Consider the following 14,980-nt stretch of genomic DNA (forward strand, 5'->3'; position numbering starts at 1 on the left):
GGCAAGCCACCCGTGTCGAATTGCGCAATGTCCGGATTTCGCCCGAGCTACTGCGTCGCTTGGAAATCCAGCTGGGCGAAGCGCGGTTTCGCGACAAGCCCTGTTGACAGCATCGAAGGGGCAATTACTGTCCTGTCAGTGAAATTTGTTTCGTTAGGGAAATGAGATCGGGAGGCCCGCAATGAAAGATCGTGTTGCCGTCATCGGAGCCGGGCCGTCCGGCATGGCCCAGCTCAGGGCCTTCAAGTCGGCCGCCGACAAGGGCGCCGATATTCCCGAGATCGTCTGCTTCGAAAAGCAGTCCGACTGGGGCGGCCTGTGGAACTACACCTGGCGCACCGGCCTCGACGAGCACGGCGATCCGGTGCACGGCTCGATGTACCGCTATCTCTGGTCGAACGGGCCGAAGGAATGCCTCGAATTCGCCGACTATACCTTCGAGGAGCATTTCGGCCGGCCGATCGGCTCCTATCCGCCACGCGCCGTGCTGTGGGACTACATCAAGGGCCGCGTCGAAAAATCCGGCGTGCGCCAATGGGTGCGCTTCAACAGCCCGGTGCGCATGGTCACCTTCTCCGAAACAACAAAAAAATTCACCGTCACCGCGCATGACCGCACCAGCGACGTCACCTATTCGGAAGAGTTCGACAATGTCGTCGTCGCTTCGGGGCATTTCTCCGTGCCCAACGTTCCCTATTTCGAGGGCTTTTCGACCTTCAACGGCCGTATCCTGCACAGCCACGATTTCCGCGACGCGATGGAATTCAAGGGCAAGGACATTTTGATCATCGGCCGTTCCTATTCGGCCGAGGACATCGGCTCGCAATGCTACAAATACGGCGCCAGATCGATCACCTCCAGCTACCGCTCGAAGCCGATGGGCTTCAAATGGCCGGAGAACTGGAAGGAAGTGCCGCTGCTGCAGAGGGTCGTCGGCAAGACGGCGCATTTCAAGGACGGCAGCACCAAAGACGTCGACGCCATCATCCTGTGCACCGGCTACCTCCATTCCTTCCCGTTCCTCACCGAGGATTTGAAGCTGAAGACCGCCAACCGTATGTGGCCGGACGGGCTCTACGAGGGCGTCGTCTGGGAGAAAAACCCGAAGCTGTCCTATATCGGCATGCAGGACCAGTTCTACACCTTCAACATGTTCGACGCGCAGGCCTGGTTCGCCCGCGACGTCATCATGGGCCGCATCAAGCTGCCATCGGCCGAAGCGATGGCCGAGCACGGCCGGAAATGGCGGGCACGTGAAGAAACACTTGAAGACGCCGAGCAGATGATCTGGTTCCAGGGCGACTACACCGGGGAGCTGATGGAGCAGACCGATTATCCGGGCTTCGATGTCGAGGCTGTCAATCAGACCTTCATGGAGTGGGAGCACCACAAGGCGCAAGACATTATGGGCTTCCGTGACCATTCCTATCGCTCGCTGATGACCGGCACGATGGCGCCGCTGCACCATACGCCCTGGCTGCAGGCGATGGACGATTCAATGGAGAGCTATCTCGAGGTGAAGGGCGTCGCGGCGGAGTAGGCAGTCCGAACGGCGATTGACTTGCCTCAGACAATTTCCCGCGCCGGGTCGGCTGCCAGCGCCAGGGAATTTGCGACGTGCTCGAGGTGCTCCTCGTCCAGAATGCTGGTCGCGACGCGGACAGCGTTCGTTTTTCCCGTCGAAAACTTCGCTCCGGCATGGACCGCGATGCCGTGTGCGGCCAGCTGGGCGTCGACCGAAAACATTATCCCGACAACTGTTGTCGACGGGGGGCCGATCGGCACTCCCGCCGCAACAAGCCTCATGTGGTTTTCTCGCGGCCGGGCCGATTTAGGGTGCTCGCGTATGTGTGAATCTTCGCGATATGGGCGAGCACCTCGGCCTTGCTTGGCCCGCGAGCTATGACAGCCCAGTCGGTTGAGGACGGGCGGGTATCCTTTCCAAATGAACGAGACATGGTCTGATCTCCTGTGGTTTCGGTTGCGAAGCGTTCTCGGCGCTTACGGGAGATCGCACCGCGCGAGGAAGCAAAGCGTTTGAAGGCCCGCCGTTTCGCTGATTGCGGATCTGGCGCTGTTCACGACTGGTTGACGCAAAAAAACCTCTCGTTTTCCCACTGTTGTTCCCACTGCACGTCAAACGCTGCCGGCCGAGGTTTAGCCGTCCGGGGCGATCCCGGTCGCGCAACATCCGAACCCAGGAGTGAATGACATGCAGGACGATACAATGGTCATGGAAAAGGCTTCCGTTAAGAAGGCGTCGCGGGAGCCGAGGAACGGCGTCAATACGCCCACCCTTCTGGCCACCATCAATGCCGTCGCGGGCCAGCCGGAGCTTGCCAAGTTCCAGTTCCGGGCCAAGAGCCGCTGGATCACCGGCACGCACAGCCGCAGCACGATGGCCAACTTCTTCGGCGCTGGCGCCGAGCAGCCGCATGTGACGGCATACCAGGCCGACAGCGATCATCCGGCGGTCCTGTGCGGCGAAGACAACGGCCCGACGCCGGTCGAATACCTACTCCACGCGCTTGCTTCCTGCCTCACCGCCGGCATCGCGAACATCGCGGCCGCGCGCGGCGTGACGCTGCATGAGGTGGAATCGACCGTCGAAGGCGACATCGACCTTCGCGGCATCCTCGGCATCTCCAACGAAGTCCGCAACGGCTACCAGGGCATCCGTATCTCCTTCAAGATCAAGGGCGATGCTTCGGCTGAGAAGCTCGAGGAAATCGTGATGCAGTCGCGCGCCCGTTCCGCGGTGTTCGACGTGCTGACCAACGGCGTGCCGGTCTCGGTTGCCGTGAAAGGCTGACTTCGGTCCGCAAGAGCAATATCGCCGGCCTCGTCCTGAAAAGGATGGCGCCGGCGATCTGTTGCCCCTGCTTACAAGGCGCGGATTCCATGCAGCATACAGACGTGGCCATTATCGGCGCCGGACAGGCGGGTTTAGCCATGAGCCGGTGCCTGTCCGAGCGCGGGGTCTACCACGTCGTGCTGGAGCGCGGCCGGATCGCGGAGCGCTGGCGCAGCGAACGGTGGGATTCGCTCCGCCTGCTGACGCCTAACTGGATGACGCGCCTGCCCGGCGGCGGTTATCGCGGGGCCAAGCCCGACGGCTTCATGACAATGGCCGAGACGGTGGGGTTCCTAGAGGATTACGCGTGCTCGATCACCGCACCGGTGGAGGACGGTGTGGAGGTGCTTTCGACCGAAAGGGTCGACGGAGGCTTCCGGCTGCTGACCGATCGCGGCCAATGGAGCGTGCGTGCGATCGTGGTCGCGACCGGATACAGCGACCGGCCATACATTCCGCCAATCGCAAAGCAGATCTCCTCTCGTATCAGGCAAATCGTGCCGCGGGACTATCGCAATCCTCAGCAACTGCCCCAGGGTGGCGTTCTCGTGGCCGGGGCCTCGGCGACCGGCATACAACTTGCGGAGGAGATCAATCGCTCCGGGCGCCCGGTGACCCTGTCGGTCGGCAGTCATACACGCCTACCGAGGCTTTACCGCGGGCACGACATCCTGTGGTGGCTCGACCGGCTGGGAATGCTTGCCAAGCCTGTCGCTGAAGTTCCGGATCTCACCGCGGCACGGCGGCAGCCCTCCCTGCAGCTGATAGGCACACCCGAGCGCAGGACGCTCGACCTTGCCGGTCTTCGGGAGCAAGGCGTTCGTCTTGTCGGTCGAGCGGCTGCCGCTTGCGATACACGCATTCGGTTCAACGGCGATCTCGCCGACACGACCATGGCGGCGGAACGCAGGCTGAGGCGCGTGCTGGCCAATATCGACCGCGCGGCCGCCGGAGACGGCCTCTACTCGATCGATCCCGGTTCCATTCCGAGCCTGATCCTGAGCGCCGAGGCGACCGAAATCGACCTCATCGACCAGGGTATCGAGACGATCATATGGGCCACCGGCTATCGCCGGGAATACCCATGGCTGAAGCTGGATGTGTTCGACGCCCGGGGCGAAATCCTGAACGATGGCGGCGTCTGCGCGTATCCGGGACTCTATGTGCTCGGCCTCAATTTCATGCGCCATCGAAGCTCCAGCTTCCTCGACGGCGTCGGCCGCGATGCGGAGGCGCTGGCGGCTCACCTGGCAATGTTTCTCGACGTCTCCCGCCGAGCCGCGGCCTGACCGCCGAATACAACGCTGGCGCGGCAAAAATCGACGTTGCCTTCAACGATGACGCTCACGGCGGACAACGACAAGGGCTCCACTGGCGCCGTAGTCAGCGCCCGCAACCATGGAGAAAATCAAAATGAGTGCAATGGTGAACCCATCCCTGTGCCTCACCACAACGCGAGGTTTGCGCTGGGCTGGCGGAACAATGTTGGCCGCAGTCTGGCGTTTCATTCGTATCCAACGGGACCGTCGACAGCTTTATGAGTTGCCGGACTACATCTTGCGCGACATCGGCATCACCCGCTTCGAGATCAACTGGATCATTTCGTTTGCCGGGCGTGATCCCAGCCGCCGCACGCGTTTTTTGAGGGCGGAGGAGGGCGGGGCTCGATGATTGCCGCATCGACGTCCCACGTCTCGCATAGGGCGTGCCAGGCACCGCTTGTCATCGCCCTGCACTGCTCAGGCGGCAGCGGACGGCAATGGCGCAGCCTGGCGGAGCGGCTCGATGACAGCTACCGGCTCATCGCACCCGATCTGATCGGGGCGCCGGGCGGCGGCACCTGGACTGGTGCCGGCGCTTTCCATCTGACCCACGAAGCCGCCGGTATCCTGGAGATGATCGACCACCATGACGGGCCTGTGCATCTTGTTGGCCATTCCTATGGTGGTGGATTGGCCCTGCATATAGCAGCGGTGCGTCCAGACCGGCCGGCCAGCCTCTCGCTTTATGAGCCGTCTGCCTTTCACCTGCTGCGCGAGCTGGACTGTGAGGGCCACGAGGCGCTCGGCGAAGTCTTGGCGATCGCAGGCACCGTCCATGACGGCCTGATCAACGGCAGTTACCTGACCGCGACAGCTCATTTCATCGACTACTGGGGTGGGGCCGGCATCTTCGCCGCGATGAAGCCGGAACTTCAGGCCGCACTCGTGCGGTTTCTGCCGAAGGCCAGCCTGGACTTCCACGCATTGATCCATGAATCGACGCCAGCAAGCGAATATGCCCGATTTGGCTTTCCGGTCTTGGTATTGCGCAGCGAATTTGCACCAGCTCCGACGCGGCCCATCGCCCGCGAACTCGTTTCCCGCGTTCCGGCCGCAATCGGGGCGATTGTTCCTGGCGCCGGACATATGGGACCGCTGACCCACGCAGACGTGGTGGCGGATCGTTTGGTCCGGCAGATATCGTTCCATGACACCGCGGGGTCGCGAGCTGCGTGACCGCGGCTTGCTTGCCCTACAGGCAGCGCAAACCTTCGAAGCAGATCCCTGGATGCGGAGGGATCAAGCCGTAACCGCCATGCGAACGCGATCGGGCAGGACACTTCCGGCCGGCTCTTCCGTGCCGGAGAAATCCTCCCGCATCTGCATTTCTCTGTAGAGCTTGGCCGCTTCCGCGAGAGTGGCATCCACGCCAGCGATTTTGCCGCGCCGCTTCGCGAGCCCGAGAGCTAGCAAGGAGCGGGCAAGCTCTGGCCGTAGCTCAACGCGCCTGGCAAGGCTGCAGGCCTGTTCGAGCCAACTAATGGCCGATCTGGAAGATTTCAGCTCCGCAAGGCCGCGCAGTACGATGATCTCGCTCCACGGGTCGCCGCGTCCCCGCGCAAGCTCGAGCGCATGGCCGAGATTGGCCGCAGCTTCCGGCTCATACAGGCGCGCACGCACGCATGCGAGCACCGCGCGCGCGTGACATTCGAACTGGGCAAGATCGAGCCGCTCAGCCTCGGTCACCGCCATTTCCAAGGTGGCGCCCGCGTCGTGGTTGCGGCCGAGCAGGAATTCCGCATGCCCGAGCACGGTCAACAGCCATGGCCGGAGTAGGATAGATGCGCTGGTAGCGGCTTCGGAGGACCACAATTGCAGCGCCTCGACAAGCGCCGGCTCGGGCCCGCGCAGGACGCCCACCACACCGGTGAAATAGGCGGCCGCGCAGCTATCGATCGGGCGCGCCACTTCGGCGGCGACCTTCTGCAGTTCGGCAAGCGAACGTTCCGCATCATCGAACCGGCCAAGCCGCGCTTCCGCCTGCGCGCGGTGCCCAAGGTACCAAACCGCACGCGCACCGAGCTGTCCGAAACGCTCCAGACGCCAAGCTTTGGTGAACCTCTCCTCATGCGGAACAAGCCGCTCCAGCACCTGCCGCGCCTCGCTGCGGATCAGAAGCGCCTGTGAGGCGGCCAGGTCCGACTCGCTTATGCAGCGCTGCACGCCATTTGCCGTCGCGCCGCGCTTGAGTGTGTCGGCCGGTTCCAGCGCCTCCTCGTAGCGGCCGTGGGAGCTGTTGAGATAGCTCAAGTGGAGCAACACGTCGGAGATGAGTTGCGGATCGCCCAGTTCCATGGCCAGTTCGCGCGCTTCCAATAGCTGCGGCAGCGCCTTCCGATAGGCACCCAGGGCGCCGTAGGCGGGCCGCATCCGCACCCGCAGGTTGATCGCCTGGGCGAGGGTTTTCGGATTTCGGGGCAGCGCGGCGACTGCTTTGCGGGCGTTTTCGAGGAACTGGACCGCGGCGGAATAGGCCGAGCGTTCCTCGGCCCGGCCCGCCGCTTGCAGCAGATAATCCGCGGCCGGTTCCCAAGCCTCGGCACGAAGCGCGTGTTCGGCCAGTTCCTCGATGTGGTGGTTCAGCGATCCGGCATAGAGTCTGTCCATCGCAACCAATGCAGCCCGATGCAGCCTTTTTCGGTCCTCCGCCAGGAGAGATTCGTAGGTCACCTTGAGCGTCAACGCGTGCTTGAACGTATACTCCACGTGAGGATAGCTCTGGACCTCGAACAGGAATTCCAAACTCTGCAGTTTGGCCAGGCATACCCCCAGCTCCGCCTCCGAGAGCGGCGAGAGCGCCCTCAGCAGGGGATACGGAACATTCTTGCCGATAACCGAAGCGAGTTGGAGTGCCTGCCTTTCCGAGTCACCCAGCTGCTGGATACGTGCGGCGATGAGCGATTGAACTGTCGACGGGATGGTGATGGAATCCACTGGCCTCTTGAGCTCGTAGCGGCCGGACTGGCCGGCAAGTGCACCGTCCGCAACCAATCCGCGCACCATTTCTTCCAGGAATAGCGGCGTGCCCTCGGCCCGCTCGGCAAGCGATTGCCGCAGTTCCCCCAAGCTGGGATCGGATCCCAGCAATTCGGTGAGGAACTGCTCCATTTCGTCCCGCGCGAACCGCTCCAACCTTATCTGCTGGAAATAGCCGCGGCGGTTCCATTCGTGTCGGTACTGCGGCCTGTAGGTGGCGAGCAGCATGATACGGTTGGCGCCCATGACCTCGACCAGCCTGTTCATTACGGCCTCGCTCTCGGCATCGATCCAGTGCAGATCCTCGATAAGCACGGCTACGGGCGAGGCCCGGCTCAAGGCAACGAGAAATGCGCTCATCGCCTCGGATACCCGTGAGGTCCGCTCCCGCGCGTCGAGATGCCACCAGGAAGAATCGTCGACCGGCAGGTCCGCGAGGAAGGAAAGCGGCGCCGTATGACTTGGGTCCAGGTCCAGTTCAGCCCGTTTGAAGGCAAACAGGCGCTGGGCTTCCGCCAAGCCGTCTTCGCCACGAATGCCACAAGCCGAGAGCAGCAGCTTCTTTACAGCACCCAGAGTAACTGATGAATCAAACTCCAGACCGCCACATTCAAGCACAGTAAAACCGGCCACCTCGTCGAGGGAGAGAAATTCATGGGCAAGCCTCGACTTGCCCATGCCGGCGTCGGCGACGATCCCGGCGACCTGGCCGTGGCCCTCCCTGACCCGGCGCCAGGTTGCAAGCAGGATTTTCAGCTCGAGCTCGCGCGCCACCAGTCCGGTGAGGCCACGGTTGGCCCTCAGGTGCCAGCGCGACAAAGCGTGATTTTCGCCCAACAGCTCGTAAATGCGTTCCTCTTGGCCAAGTTGCGGATGCTCCGAATGCGCTAAGCGGTGCATCTGCACATAGCCGCCGGCGGCTGCGCGCGCCCGGCCTGTCGCGGCGATCGTCGCACGGTGCAAGGCACGCATCAGCCGGTTGGCCGCACGCGGCGCGGCTCCGGCCAGTTCAACCTTGCTGGCTTTGGTCGTCCATTGCTGCCGTACGATCACCTCGCCGGTGTCTATTCCGGCCCTCAACTGGATCCCGCCCTGGGAAAGCTCCTCCACTGCCAGCTTGGCCGCAAGCGCGGCGCGGCATGCAAGATAAGCGTGATCCTCGGTGGCGCGAGCGAGGCCGAATGCTGCGGTGATTGTCCCGTCAGCAGCCGACGTGACGACGCCGCCATGGCTCTCCACGACTTCTACCACCCGATCCTCGACGGGCTGGAATTCGCGGATCGCCACTTCGGGATCCTCCGTTTCGAGGAGATGCATGGGACTGACCACTTCCGCGGCCAGCACTGTTATGTATTGCCGAGAGCGGTTGATTCCCAAGGACGCCGGAGGGCCTGCCAGTTGCTGCGTCTGTTCGGGGTCGGCAAGGAAACGACGCGTTTCGTCGACGAAGGTCGCGAATGCCGGTTCGTGGCCAAGCAGCACGTGGTTGACGCCGTCTAGCGCAACGAAACGCGCGCCGGGGATTTTGCCGGCCATCGCCCGGCCATGATCGAATGGAATGACCGCGTCCCCCGTGGCATGCATCACCAGGGTTGGGACGCGGACCCGCGGTAACAGCTCGTCGACGTCGATGACGGCGCCTTCCTCGAAAATGCGATGGGCAATTTCCGGCGAGACGGTATTGCGTTGCAGCTCGTTATACCAATTCCTCTGTTCCGGCGTTGCTTCCGGAATGAAGAGGGAGGTGAACATTTGCCGGAACACCGGGTCGTCTTGGCCCCAGCCTTCCTGTATCAGCGCTCCCATCGCTTCGCGGCGCGCTATTTCGCGCTGATTGCCCCGTTTGCGCCAACCTTTGGTGAATCCGCCATACAGCACCATCCCCGCCACACGCTCTGGATGCCGGACGGCATAGGCTATCGAAACGGCGCACCCCTGGGAAATGCCAAGCAGGGAAACGCGGCGCAGACCAGCGGCATCGATGATGCTCTCCAGGTCGGCAACCATGGCCTCGAAGGACAGGTCGGCGGGATACCGGTCCGACAGGCCGTTGCCGCGCTGGTCGTAGCGTATCAGCTGGTAGTGCGCGGAGAGGCCCTCGATCCAATGCTTCCACACCGGACTGTCCCATTCGAGCTCGAGATGGGACATCCAGTGGGCGGCCCTTACCAAAGGGGGGCCTTGACCACTCAAGGAATAGGCCAAGCGCGCGCCGTCGGGCGTCGTGCACCGGCGAATCTCCTGCGCCAGGGTTCGCTCCGGCGGAGAGGCAAGCTGTATCTCCGACGCAGGCAAAACACGAGTCGGAGGGACGGTCTCATCGGCGGGAGCGACCTCGATGTCGGTTCTCGAAGCGCGGCTTTGGACCATGGCGGATTGCCGTGCTGCCTCGCTCAGCCGGCGGATGTCCGCTCGAAGAGCCTCGTCCCCAGGCTCCAACCCGTCCAGGACATGCGCGTACGGAAGTGCCCGCGCCGGCTCAAGCCGGTCGACGAGCACCCGAAGGATGCGCAGATGCGTCACGTGCAGTTCGTCGGCGGTCGCAAGGCGCCAGGCTTCGAATTCCGGACAGCGCGGCAGTGAAAGATCATCCAGGAAACGGCCGCGGAACGCTCCGGCGAGGGCCTCCAGTTTCTCCGGTTCGAGAGCCTCTATGTCACGACCGCCGAGGCCCCGGAGCGGCGCGATGTCCAGCACGACTTCGCTGGTGTTCAGGCGAACTGCGTTGCGGTCGGCTTGCAGGATCTCGCCGTTCCCGAGGTCGACGACCTGTCGGATCTTCGAGAGACTCCAGCGCAGGGCGCCGCGAGGATCGTCCGGTACCTCCCAAAACATTTCGCAAAGGCGCTCGCGCCGCTGCGGGCGCTCTACGAGCGCAAGATAGGCCAGTAGCGCCCGCGTCTTTTTCGAAGGCGGCAAGGAAACGACCTCGCCAAGGCGAAGAACGGTCAGATCTCCGAGAACGCGAATTTCGAGCGACACTTTGCCAATCCCAGTCGCTGCTAAATTAGCCATGGATTGTATCAAGTCCGTGCCGTTGCCGAAAGCTTTCGTTTCCGGAAGCGTGAGGTTTCCGCCTGCGCTCTGATTTGCCTTCCCTTCGTGGGAAGGCCGACACGGACAAGTCCACATGAATGCCGAGCCGGAACGGGATCACGCCCGTTCCGGCTCGCTTTGATGGTGCCGACGGCACTCTGAAAAGGCCCGGAGGCGGGGTCTCACGCTGCCGCGCGCACCCATCGGGGCAGCAGGCTCTCGGGATTTGCGCATGCGCCGGGCGTGTAGTTTGCGCCAACGAACTCCAGCCGGGCGGCGAGCGTGCCGTCCCGCCAGGCCGCAAGCGTATCCATGCAGCCACCGATATGCTCGCCGCCGACAAAGACCTGCGGAATTGTAGGCGAACCGATCCGGGCCCTCAGAGCCTTGCGGATTTCCCCGTCCCGGCCGTTCTTCTGGAATTCCGGAGCATCGATGTCGATGGACCTGTAGGCGATTCCGGCACGGTCGAAAAGCTTTCTTACCGTCCAGCAGAATTCGCACCATGTCAGGGCGAATATGACCACCGGATGCTCCGGATCATAGATCGCCTCATCGACAAACGCATGCGCCGACTGATCGATTTGGATTTCGTTCACGGGCGCCGATGAAAGGGCGAAGGACGGCGGCCGGTCGAAGCGGTAGCCGGGTGTGGAGCGAGAGATCGCCTCTTCGGCTGGCGACATTTCCTCGCTGATGTGATCGAACAGGATCGTGCTGAGATACCGCTCGCCCGTGTCAGGCAACATACAGAGCACGTTCCGCTCCGGTCCGACGCGTCCAGCGATTTCCAGTGCCCCGCTCAAGGTAGCCCCGCCGGAGATCCCCGCCAGTATTCCTTCTTCCGTCGCAAGCCGGCGCGCAGCTTCCAAAGCGCTGGCGCCTGAAACCGGCAAGATTTCGTCCACAAGATCGTCAGCCATCGCGTTGCCGACGATCTGCGGAATGAAATCAGGGCTCCAGCCCTGCATCGGGTGTGGCCGGAAGCGAGTGTGCGCCCGAGTGGGCAGTCCGTGTTCGTCGAAAGTTTGGGGAATGCCACTCGACAGCAGCGCCGAATTGTCGGGCTCGCAGACGATGATCCGCGTTTCCGGGCGCTCGCGCTTGAGTACTCGCGCCACACCGGCCAGCGTTCCGCCGGTCCCGGTGCCGGTGACCCAGTAATCGAGTGGACGGTCCTGGAACGCCGCGAGGATTTCGAGCGCTGTCGTGCGGGCATGGACATCGGCGTTGACGGGCGTCTCGAATTGCCGGCAGAGGAACCAGCCGTGCGCTCCGGCCAGCTCGACCGCCTTGGCGAGCATGCCGCTGCCGCGCTCGACGGCAGGGGTCAACACGACCTTGGCACCGAAGAAACGCATCAGCTTGCGGCGTTCGAGGCTGGCGTTCTCCGGCATTACGATGACGAGAGGATAGCCTTTCCTCGCGCAAACCATGGCGAGTCCTATGCCAGTGTTGCCGCTCGTCGCCTCGATCACCGTCTGGCCAGGCCGAAGTGCCCCGGAACTCTCCGCTTCTTCGATGAGCGCGGCGGCAAGCCGGTCCTTGACCGAGCCGCCAGGATTGAACGCCTCGAGCTTGGCATAGAGCGAAGCGGCGCCGTTGTTGATGCGGGAAAGACGGACGACCGGCGTATCGCCGATCGTGTCGAGAATGCTGTCGTAGATACTGCTCATCTCAGCTGTCCTTGCCTGGTGATGACGGTGCTCCGCCCTCTTCGATCTCTGAGGTTGGCAGGAAGGCCGTGGTTTGCAGCGTTCGAACCAACGTGGAATCAAATGGATTTCGACGTTTGAATCAGCGGCTCATCGCAGGGTCCGGAAGGCGGCCGCATGGGACCTGCGCTCTCGCGCCGGATGACGCCGCCAATACGCCCAGAACCACGAGATTGGCCGCGCCAGCGACAAATGCCACCAGGAAAGCACGCCCATAGCTGCCGAAGCTGTCATAGACGAAACCGCCGAAATAACCGGCCACCCCCATGCCCAGCCAGGCGATCAGCATGACGATGCCGAGTGACTGGCCAAAGCGTTCGGCTGGCGCAAACTGGCGCACGCAAAGGATCAGGCACGTCATGTTTCCGGCGAAGCCGAAGCCGAAAACCGCCGACAGCGCCAGCAGGCTCAGCTGCTGGTCCAGCGCGGGAAAAATCGCAACGCATGCCGTCTGAATAAACGACGCCAGGGCATAGGCGGCAAGATTGCTTGCCCGGTCGGCGAGGAGCCCGAACGCGATCCGCCCGACGGCGCCGAACAGCATGGCGGTCAGCAGGCTGAGCGATCCGACATCCGAAAACCCGCACACAGCCGTGACGAAGCTCGTGAGGTGCATCAGCGGGACGCCCATGCAGGCGCAGCAAAGGAAGGCTGCAGCTGATAGCAGCGCCACCGGAGAAAGCCGGCCACTTTGGAACCCTGGCTTTGCTAAAAAACGCACCGGCGCGGGAAGGACCTCACTGACGGGCGGCGCCTGAACCGCCGGCATGGAGATCGCCAGCGCAGCCATCGTCCCCGCCGCCATGATCGCGTATGCGAGGCGCCAGCCGACGCCGTCAATCAAGGCATTTGCGGCGTAGGGCATTATGCCTTGGCCTAGGGCTCCGCCTGCTGTGACGATCCCTATCGCCAGGCCGCGGCGGCGGTCGAACCAGAGTCCGGTCACTGCAAGTACCGGCGCGTACAGACAGGCAAAGCCTAGCCCGCCCAAAGCGAAGTTGGCCGCATAGATCTGCCAGAGCGAAGTGGCGGAGGAAAGCGCGGCGAGCGCGATCACCATGCCAGCCGAGCCGATGAATAGCAGGCTTTTGACATTCAGGCGGTCCGACAGCCGGCCCCAGAACAGCCCGCCCAACGCCATGCCGACGCTTGATAGCGTGTAGGCAAGGCTGATGTCGGCTCGCGACCAGCCAAACTCCGCCTCAAGCGGTCTGATGAAGACGGATGTCAGCGCCAGGCTGCCAAATCCGAACGCCATGGCGGTTGTGGCACCGGCCGCAGCCAACAGGCCGCGCAGCCGTATTGCGCCGTCCCGAACCTCCCTGCCTCCAGTTGGTGATACCTGACGATTCGACATGTTTCTGACCTCGAAGGACCTCTTCGAAGCTGTCATCGGCCAGCGGTATGGAAGCAGGCGTGTGCGTCAGCGTGGAAAGCTCCAACGCGGGCCGTGGAAACGCCCCGCCTAAACTTGCAGCCTCCTCTCGGTGAACGGCGGATCAGGGAGATCTTATGATCATCGCCAGCGCCACCATGACGGACTGGTTGACGCCGAGCATGATCTCGGGACCGGCCAGCGGCAGTTGAACGCGAAAGAAGACAGGGTCTGTATATGGCCGGTCGCCAACTATCCGTCGGAGCAGCTGACCCTTTAGCTAACCTCCCGCGCCGGATCGGCTGCCAGCGCCAGGGAATTTGCGACGTGCTCGAGGTGCTCCTCGTCCAGAATGCTGGTCGCGACGCGGACAGCGTTCGTTTTTCCCGTCGAAAACTTCGCTCCGGCATGGACCGCGATGCCGTGGGCGGCCAGCGTGACCATCGCGTAAGGTTCCGAAGCAACCGGAATGAGGACGCTGAGACCGTGTCCGGCGTCGATATCGACATTGCGTTTGGCCAGTTCGCCAGCGAGCCGTTCGCGACGGCCGCGGTATACCTCCTTCGCCTGCTCCACCAGGGCGGCCGTGGCCGGGTCTTGCAGCAGCCAGGCGGTGGCTGCCTGCAGGATGCGGCTGGTCCATCCCGAGCTGAAGCTGCGGTAGGACTGGATCTGCTCGACGATCGTCGCCGATCCGGACAGCACAGCGAGCCGCAGATCCGGGCCGTGGGTCTTGGAATAGGACAGGATATGGACGACGCGATCGGGAAAACGCCGGCCAAGCGAAATGCGCGGCGCCGAGGCAATATCGCCGACGCCGTCATCTTCGACAATCAGCACGTCGGTGCCGGCGAGCAGGTCGCCGATGACTTCCAGCCGCGCCGACGACATGCAGGCGCCGGTAACCGAATGGACGCGCGGCTGGAACAGGAACGCGACGGGCCGCTGCCGCAGAGCGTTGGCAAGTGCATCCGGCAAGGGACCGTCACCGTCGCCGTCTACCGGGATGATCGGCACATCGAGATCCTCGAGGATGTCGAGCAGGCGAAGCGCCGTCGGGTTCTCGATGGCCACCGGCGCCCCCGGCGGGACCAGCGCATGCAGCAAGGTGTAGATGGCGTTGTAACCGCCATTGGTGGCCAGGAACGCGCCGGGATCGTACGGCCATGACGGGCGCACTGCGGCCTCCAGCTCGGGCAGGATGCGCACCCGCTCGTAGCTGTTGAGCTTTTCGGCGCGCGCACCATGCGCCAGCGCGATGTCGAGCGGCGGCAAGAGCCTCACATCGGGCTCCGCGATCGCCAGGTTCAGAACATCCTGTCCGTAATTGCCGCCGCTCATGTGGCGCTCGGGCCGGGCGGCAAAGCGGTTGCCCATGATCCAGGTGCCGTTGCGTCCGCGGCCGCCGATGATCTTGTAGCGCCGCAACTCGCTCCACGCCTGCGAGACCGTCGCCGGGCTGACGCCAAGCACATAGGCCAGATCGCGCACCGGCGGAAGCTTTGCGCCGACAGGCAGCGCGCCGCTTCTGATCAGCGCACTGGTCTCGCGCGCGATGCCGCGCATCGTGCGGTCGCCAAGGCGATCAGCGAACCATCCTGCATCGAAATCCATCGGCACCCGCGACCATTAAAGCTAATGTTCAATAACATAATAACATTTGATCGGCCAAAAATAAACATTTACCAATCGCCGGTCAAAC

At 63.2% G+C, this 14,980-nt stretch carries 10 protein-coding genes; 5 read left to right on the forward strand and 5 right to left on the reverse strand.

All coding sequences use genetic code 11. The features are described 5' to 3' along the window. The first annotated feature begins 181 nt into the window (after positions 1-181). Entirely contained in the window at positions 182-1,540 is a 1,359-nt protein-coding gene (locus NKJ73_RS11090; protein WP_352569371.1) for a trimethylamine monooxygenase, read from the forward strand. 26 nt (positions 1,541-1,566) lie between these two features. Here the strand turns inward: NKJ73_RS11090 and NKJ73_RS11095 are convergent, their stop codons facing one another. Further along, entirely contained in the window at positions 1,567-1,746 is a 180-nt protein-coding gene (locus NKJ73_RS11095; RefSeq protein ID WP_352569372.1) for a hypothetical protein, read from the reverse strand. A 466-nt stretch (positions 1,747-2,212) separates the two neighbouring features. Between NKJ73_RS11095 and NKJ73_RS11100 the strand changes: the two genes are divergently transcribed. From NKJ73_RS11100 to NKJ73_RS11115, 4 genes are all read left to right on the forward strand, one after another. Further along, positions 2,213-2,812, forward strand: a complete 600-nt coding sequence (locus tag NKJ73_RS11100; protein ID WP_023674002.1) for an OsmC family protein — start codon at positions 2,213-2,215, stop codon at positions 2,810-2,812. Between the two features lie 44 nt (positions 2,813-2,856). Beyond that, positions 2,857-4,143 (forward strand): NAD(P)-binding domain-containing protein, encoded by a 1,287-nt coding sequence (locus NKJ73_RS11105; protein ID WP_352569373.1) that lies wholly within the window; start codon positions 2,857-2,859, stop codon positions 4,141-4,143. A gap of 124 nt (positions 4,144-4,267) precedes the next feature. After that, positions 4,268-4,525, forward strand: a complete 258-nt coding sequence (locus NKJ73_RS11110) for a YjiS-like domain-containing protein (RefSeq protein WP_352569375.1) — start codon at positions 4,268-4,270, stop codon at positions 4,523-4,525. Beyond that, a complete protein-coding gene (locus NKJ73_RS11115; RefSeq protein WP_352569376.1) occupies positions 4,522-5,352 on the forward strand; it encodes an alpha/beta fold hydrolase in 831 nt (276 codons plus the stop codon). The genes NKJ73_RS11110 and NKJ73_RS11115 overlap by 4 nt, the downstream gene beginning before the upstream one ends. A gap of 63 nt (positions 5,353-5,415) precedes the next feature. Here the strand turns inward: NKJ73_RS11115 and NKJ73_RS11120 are convergent, their stop codons facing one another. From NKJ73_RS11120 to NKJ73_RS11135, 4 genes are all read right to left on the reverse strand, one after another. Further along, positions 5,416-10,134, reverse strand: a complete 4,719-nt coding sequence (locus tag NKJ73_RS11120) for an alpha/beta fold hydrolase (protein WP_352569377.1) — start codon at positions 10,132-10,134, stop codon at positions 5,416-5,418. A 236-nt stretch (positions 10,135-10,370) separates the two neighbouring features. Then, complete coding sequence (cysK, locus tag NKJ73_RS11125; RefSeq protein ID WP_352569378.1) at positions 10,371-11,864, reverse strand: cysteine synthase A; 1,494 nt, start codon at positions 11,862-11,864, stop codon at positions 10,371-10,373. Between the two features lie 121 nt (positions 11,865-11,985). Beyond that, on the reverse strand, positions 11,986-13,260 hold the full coding sequence (locus NKJ73_RS11130) for an MFS transporter (protein WP_352569379.1): 1,275 nt from the start codon (positions 13,258-13,260) through the stop codon (positions 11,986-11,988). Between the two features lie 294 nt (positions 13,261-13,554). Continuing rightward, positions 13,555-14,892 carry an aminotransferase-like domain-containing protein gene (locus NKJ73_RS11135; protein ID WP_352569381.1) on the reverse strand — a complete coding sequence of 446 codons (1,338 nt, stop codon included), beginning with the start codon at positions 14,890-14,892 and terminating at the stop codon, positions 13,555-13,557. Positions 14,893-14,980 lie beyond the last annotated feature (88 nt).

This window comes from Mesorhizobium sp. M0074 (assembly GCF_040322975.1).
Taxonomy (GTDB): Bacteria; Pseudomonadota; Alphaproteobacteria; order Rhizobiales; family Rhizobiaceae; genus Mesorhizobium.

Bases quoted from the DNA above. Each gene is read 5' to 3' on its own strand.
- NKJ73_RS11090 (WP_352569371.1), top strand. From the start codon at position 182: ATGAAAGATCGTGTTGCCGTCATCGGAGCCGGGCCGTCCGGCATGGCC.
- NKJ73_RS11095 (WP_352569372.1), bottom strand. From the start codon at position 1,746: ATGTTTTCGGTCGACGCCCAGCTGGCCGCACACGGCATCGCGGTCCAT.
- NKJ73_RS11100 (WP_023674002.1), top strand. From the start codon at position 2,213: ATGCAGGACGATACAATGGTCATGGAAAAGGCTTCCGTTAAGAAGGCG.
- NKJ73_RS11105 (WP_352569373.1), top strand. From the start codon at position 2,857: ATGGCGCCGGCGATCTGTTGCCCCTGCTTACAAGGCGCGGATTCCATG.
- NKJ73_RS11110 (WP_352569375.1), top strand. From the start codon at position 4,268: ATGAGTGCAATGGTGAACCCATCCCTGTGCCTCACCACAACGCGAGGT.
- NKJ73_RS11115 (WP_352569376.1), top strand. From the start codon at position 4,522: ATGATTGCCGCATCGACGTCCCACGTCTCGCATAGGGCGTGCCAGGCA.
- cysK (WP_352569378.1), bottom strand. From the start codon at position 11,864: ATGAGCAGTATCTACGACAGCATTCTCGACACGATCGGCGATACGCCG.
- NKJ73_RS11130 (WP_352569379.1), bottom strand. From the start codon at position 13,260: ATGTCGAATCGTCAGGTATCACCAACTGGAGGCAGGGAGGTTCGGGAC.
- NKJ73_RS11135 (WP_352569381.1), bottom strand. From the start codon at position 14,892: ATGGATTTCGATGCAGGATGGTTCGCTGATCGCCTTGGCGACCGCACG.